Origin of the sequence: Mesorhizobium sp. M7A.F.Ca.MR.362.00.0.0, from assembly GCF_004023175.1 — a bacterium.
Classification (GTDB): Bacteria; Pseudomonadota; Alphaproteobacteria; order Rhizobiales; family Rhizobiaceae; genus Mesorhizobium.
Window position 1 is genome coordinate 442 of the sequence record NZ_RZTF01000301.1, and the last position, 1052, is coordinate 1493.

Consider the following 1052-nt stretch of genomic DNA (forward strand, 5'->3'; position numbering starts at 1 on the left):
CCGGTGTCGGGCGGCAGCCGGGGCCGGAATAGGTTTCGCATCACCGGCAAGGGTCATCACATTCCTCCACTGGACCTGAATTGTTGGGGTGACGATCGCCTGCCCAATTTGCGGCGGCAGCTGCAAAGGCAGGGGCCCCGTCGAAGGGTTGAACCGAAGCGGTTCGCAAGGACGTGCGTGCCTGCGGCGCTCGGTTCGACAGTGCCACGGACAGGATCGCACCCAGAATGATGGCGGCACCCAATGCGCTCGCGGACGAGCTCCGCTCGCCGAGAAAGATCGCCGCGCCCAGCGCCCCGAAAACGCTTTCTGCGCTGACGATCACGGCGGCGTGGCTGGCCGGCGTAAAGCGGAGGGCAACCGTCTGTATGCCGAAGGCAATCGCAGTGGAGAACACGCCGAGGATCGCCAGTTCCGGGCCAGCTGCGAATGCGGCGGTCAACGACAGATTGCCTTGCACTGCGCCGAGCGGCAGGGCGAAGGCGGCGGCGCCGAAGAACTGTGTCGCGGCTGCGGTGAACGGCCGCGCATGCACCTGCATGTGCCGGCCCAGTTCGACTGCCCAGAGCGCATAGCAGGCAGCCGAGAGGACAGCGGTGAGATCGCCACTGCTGAACCCGGCAATCCCTTCCGACAACAGCAGGGCTCCAACAACGGTCAGCCCGGCGGCGACCGTGAGACTCGCTGTCGGACGTTCGCCTACGAGAAACCAGGCGGCTAGCGGTGTCATTACCGTTGCCGTGCTGACCAGGAAGCTCGCATTGGTGACGGAGGCGCCGAGATAGCAAAGCTGCTGGAGCGTGATGGAGATGGCAAACAGCGCGCACACCTTGGCCAAGCTGGAAAAATAGTCCGGCCCGAGCGGAAGCCGCCTCTCCATCAAGACAAAGGGCAACACAAGCAGGCCGCCGATCAGGCAGCGCAGACCCACCGCACTCAGCGCGTCGAGATGCACAAGCACCATCTTTTGCGAGACATTGCCGAAGCCCCACAAAGCGGCTGCGAATAGCAGCAGCAAATTGGCTCTTGTCCTGGACACGCGTCCCCCTCGA

1 protein-coding gene is annotated in these 1052 nt (G+C 64.3%); it reads right to left on the reverse strand.

Features of this window, described 5'->3' with window-relative positions:
* Window positions 1–40: 40 nt before the first annotated feature.
* Complete coding sequence (locus tag EOC06_RS27435) at window positions 41–1039, reverse strand: DMT family transporter (protein ID WP_128309247.1); 999 nt, start codon at window positions 1037–1039, stop codon at window positions 41–43.
* Window positions 1040–1052: the final 13 nt, after the last annotated feature.